General features: G+C 38.2%; 4 protein-coding genes and 2 pseudogenes. 2 read left to right on the top strand and 4 right to left on the bottom strand.

Features of this window, described 5'->3' with window-relative positions; genetic code table 11:
• Positions 1–270: pseudogene (locus H6G28_RS36240) on the top strand (hypothetical protein); the annotation flags it as partial.
• Between the two features lie 42 nt (positions 271–312).
• On the opposite strand, the gene H6G28_RS36235 reads toward H6G28_RS36240, so the two are convergent.
• Positions 313–504, bottom strand: a complete 192-nt coding sequence (locus H6G28_RS36235; protein WP_190595319.1) for a hypothetical protein — start codon at positions 502–504, stop codon at positions 313–315.
• Between the two features lie 960 nt (positions 505–1,464).
• Positions 1,465–1,593: pseudogene (locus H6G28_RS36225) on the bottom strand (transposase); the annotation flags it as partial.
• Between the two features lie 67 nt (positions 1,594–1,660).
• On the opposite strand from H6G28_RS36225, the gene H6G28_RS36220 reads away from it, so the two are divergent.
• On the top strand, positions 1,661–3,175 hold the full coding sequence (locus H6G28_RS36220; protein WP_190678206.1) for an RNA-guided endonuclease TnpB family protein: 1,515 nt from the start codon (positions 1,661–1,663) through the stop codon (positions 3,173–3,175).
• Positions 3,176–3,232: 57 nt separating this feature from the next.
• Here the strand turns inward: H6G28_RS36220 and H6G28_RS36215 are convergent, their stop codons facing one another.
• A complete protein-coding gene (locus tag H6G28_RS36215; RefSeq protein ID WP_190678201.1) occupies positions 3,233–3,976 on the bottom strand; it encodes a hypothetical protein in 744 nt (247 codons plus the stop codon).
• Positions 3,977–4,036: 60 nt separating this feature from the next.
• On the bottom strand, positions 4,037–4,409 hold a 373-nt coding region (locus tag H6G28_RS36210; protein ID WP_190678199.1), incomplete at its 5' end, for a hypothetical protein.

Genomic DNA, 4,409 nt, shown 5'->3' with positions numbered 1-4,409 from the left:
TCCCAGAAGTTGGCATCAAATATAGGTCAGCTTGGAAATGATGGTACTGTCCGTGTTACTGGTAAAACGTATGATTTAGCATTAAATTCTGAACGCAAAGATTTGGCGATCGCGCACAAAAATGGCGATGTGATTTTGAGGGTGCAGGCTGGGCAGGTGCAAGTTAATAATTTAACTCCAGAGGTGTTGCAGGATTTTGAAACTGCTAACAGTAAACTTGACGAAGTTATCGAAAGAAATCAAAAGCAAGCAGCAGGCTTGCAGAGGTGAGAAAAAATTAAAGCTACTAACTATTTGTTAGTAGCTTTAATTTTAAAACGGGATTTCTTCAGCGAAATTCATCGGCTGTATATCTGAGGAGGAAGACGAGATTTGTCTTTGTATCTCTTCCTCAGATACCACTATATCTATTTCTCTCCACTCAATATCCTGAAGCATCATAGCAGCCTCTGGATAATCGATTTCATGCTGAATCATGAGCGCGAGAATTTGAGAGTTGTACATAGTCGGAACCTCTGTCCAAACGACATCAGTGGTTATTAGCGAAGCGATAAAAATTATTCGTTTAAATCATGATATTTCTTGATAAAATAAAGTTTATGGAATCAAATTTACAACTGATTGTATGTTTACTCGGAGCGTGGTCATGCAACTTTTTCAAGACTACGAAGTTTACAAGGATTTGTTTGGATTGGAAGTAGAATAGCAATCAGAAAAAAATAACCACTCTCTATGGAGTGGCGGATTGCTATTATTTTCGGTGGTACAAGACAAGGGAATCGAACATTCCGGGGAATCTGGGTATTTCGATTCGCCGTTCAAGTCTCCAATCGTGTTGAAGCAGTTTCCTGAACCGAGTGCAACCAGTAGCCCCGTCTGTATCGCCTATATAAACAACTCTGTCGCCAGAGTAATTCAACAGGCACTGGTAAGCCATCGGGCTATAACCCGGCGGCCAACAAAGAAACAGGCAATGGTCAGGGTAGTCAGCAACGGTGCTGGGGTTGCCAACTTCAACTTCTGTCCACTTGTTAGAACAGTAGCCGTTGTCGTAGGGCTGTTCATCGAACGCCCGAATGACCCCGCCTGCCTGTCTAACCAGAAACGCCCAATACCCTGTTCCTGCACCTATCTCGATGATGGGTGACAAGGATACGAGATATTCGATAGCTTCTTGGTTCGGAACAGCCCAGGCGAACTGTCTTGCCAGAGAAACTCGCTGTTCCGAAAGGTCACAGCGAGAGAGGCTATTGAAAATTTGTAGGTACTCGTTCATGCGAGATCCTCCGAGAGACTACGCCGGTTATTAGCGAAGCGATCGCTGTTCGGAGGAATTTCACACCTAAATAGTGTGGGAAAGGTGGTAGCCACGAAGTAGGTAGTTCAAGAAATTAAATGAATTGAACTACCTACGTTATTTATATCGTGGCGGAAACCTGACTCACGCGGATTTATCCGCAGTGGTTATTTGTAATGATGAGGGTCATTAATGTATTGTTCAATAATTGCCGAAGAAACTTTACCTGTCGTGTCATAAAAATAGGCATGAGTCCACAAAGTAGGAAGCTTAAGTAGCTGTGGAAACTCTTGTCTAGCATTTTACAACAATGTATTGTATATAGCAATGAGTCTTATACAGAATTAAGGGGGTGATAAAACAGTGGCTAAGAGTAAAACTCCATCTTTCGTGACTACGATTCCATTGTTAGTTGATAGCAAGCAAGAATCAGAGTTATTGGCTAGGTTTCAAGCTAGTAGGCAGTTATATAATGCTTGTCTCAATGAAGCAATAACTAGGATGAAGTTGGTTAAACAATCTGATATCTATCAGACAGCTAAAAAACTGCCCAGAGAGCAAAAGAAACAACGTTCTAATATGTTCTCGGAAGCTAGAAAACTTTATAGATATTCGGATTATGAATTACAAGCTTATGCCACGTTAGTCAGTAATAAATCAAAATGGATTGCTGATAAAATAGACTCTAATACCCAACAGACAATAGCTACTCGCGCTTTTAGGGCTAGTGAAAAAGTTTTGTTTGGACTAGCTAAAAAAGTTAGGTTTAAAACTCCTAATAGATTCAAGTCTATTGAAGGCAAAACAAACAAACAAGGCTTGCGCTGGAAAGACAATCTACTCGTATGGGGAAAGCTTAAGCTTAATCCTATTATCAATGAATCCAATCCAGTAATAGAGCATGGGTTAAGCTCACCTGTCAAATATGTTCGTCTGCTGTGGAAAGAGATCAATAGTAAACGTCGTTGGTTTATTCAGTTAATTAATGAAGGTCTACCATATCAAAAACCACAAAATTATATTTCAGAAGGTATTGTTGGTTTAGACCTCAATATCTCTAACATTGCCTTTGTAGGTGACAATCACTCTGGGCTACTACCTTTTGCTGACAAAGTTCCTGATTTTCAAAAAGAAATAACTCGATTACAGAGAAAAATGCAACGCTCTCAACGTGCAAATAATTCTGAAAATTATGAGGCAGACTTTTTAGCTAAAAAGGGACGTAAAACAGTTGTTAAGCAAGGTAAAGTTAAAAAAAGTAGTCGTAAATGGAACAAGTCTAAATACTACAAAAAGAATGCTCAAAAGAAGCGTGAGTTAGAAAGACGCAAAACATCTTATGCCAAGTCTCAAAATCGTAAAGTAGTTAATGAGATTTTAAGACATGGCAATATAATTAAAACCGAGAAAGTCTCGGTTAAGGGATGGCAGAAACGCTACGGTAAGGCTATTTCTGCTAAATCACCTGGATTTGTACAATCCGAATTGAAACGCAAAGCTGAAAACGCTGGTGGACAATTCATAACTTTTTCTACTTCATATACTGCACTCTCTCAAACTCATTTAGATGGTAGTCGTATCAAAAAATCTCTATCCCAACGGGTTCATAGAGATGTGACAGGGATTGTTATGCACCGTGATATTTTCAGTGCATTTCTGAGTAGATACGTTAATGAGGATCAGTTGTCATTGCAAGATGCTCAATGCGAGTATCCAAGGTTGGAGCAAACCCTATGGTTGGCATGGCAACAATATCAAACAAACTGTGAACAAGTAGGCGAGTCCGAACGTAGGCTGACTCATTCATCCTCAGAACAGTTCAACCATGAGGGCAAAAGCGTTAACCAGATAGCTGTTAAGAGCGAAAAGTTAGCGTGAACTTTGCCTGAATCCACGAACTTCTAGTTCGTGGAGTGGCTCAAATTATATTAAGAATTATGAGTGTTCAATAACTCTCTTCATTCTTGACTCTAGTTTTTCTTGATTAATTGGAATATTGGGTACAGTTACAATACAAAATATGGGTTTAACAAATATTTCCACTTCAAAAGGGTAATCAACCAAATAAATTTCTCTATATTTATTAATTGGAAGATTTGATTCTATTGACCATAATCTAGGTGTTTGCAAAATATCGTTAATGAACGAATTAGAATATTTTAATGCTTGATATTCGTCCCATAACTGAATTAATACTCCCTGAATTGCCTGTTTTTCTACCCACAATTGAGGAGGAGTGCTTTCTCTAATTGAATTTATATCTAAACTCAGATAATCAGTGAGTGCTTCTTGATAGCATTGTTCTTGTTGGCTTAACTGCTCTAAATAGTGCTGCTGCTGTTCATTCTGCCATTCTTCATCGCAGATGACATTATGTATTTGACTATTAAGCTCTAAAAGTTCTTGAAATGATTTTACACTTGCTTGGGAAGCTTCATGAATATTTGGTACGTGCCAAAACAGTCGATTATCATGATGAATAAGAATTAATTTCAACCAATCATACCATGAGTGGATATTCATTCCCTGATTTTGTAAAATTTGATTACCACCACTATGCTTATCAAATGGATGTACATGGAGTCCGTCAATAAGAAGCACCCAAACAGCAAAATCAATCAAACTTGATGAACCAATGTGGATATGTCCTGTTGTTGAAGTATTATGTGAATTTATCATTTTATTGAGTTATTTAGAAAAATCTAAGGGGACAGTAATGTCTGCCCCTTATAATCTATTTTAGTCGCACTGAACAGTTAAAGGCTTTCTTAAGAAATATCGATGAATACCAGATAAATCAATGTAATAAGCCTCACCTGAGATTGTAATTCTTTGTTTTAATCCCTCAAAGATTTCTGTTGTTTGGTAGTCTGTAGTAGGAAACACTGTTCCATAAACATCTCGACTCAATCCATCATTTGTTTGAAAATTAAAGTGTGTGGCGTTGATTGGCTTATTTGAATTATTGACAATAACTCGCCAAATAAGTTTAGTTTTACCACCTCGAATATGCTGGCATTGGGCGATTCCTAATGCGCCACCGCCCAAAGTATCTCTATTGATTGCGGCAGTTGCTATTTCCGGTAACAACAAAGAAATAATGAGAGTTGTC

The organism is Nostoc sp. FACHB-190 (assembly GCF_014696905.1).
Taxonomy (GTDB): domain Bacteria; phylum Cyanobacteriota; class Cyanobacteriia; order Cyanobacteriales; family Nostocaceae; genus Nostoc_B.
Note: the sequence above shows the minus strand (reverse complement) of the source record. Positions and strands in the feature narration are given on the sequence as shown.

Coding starts and splice junctions, on each gene's coding strand:
- H6G28_RS36235 (WP_190595319.1), bottom strand. CDS start 504: ATGTACAACTCTCAAATTCTCGCGCTCATGATTCAGCATGAAATCGAT.
- H6G28_RS36215 (WP_190678201.1), bottom strand. CDS start 3,976: ATGATAAATTCACATAATACTTCAACAACAGGACATATCCACATTGGT.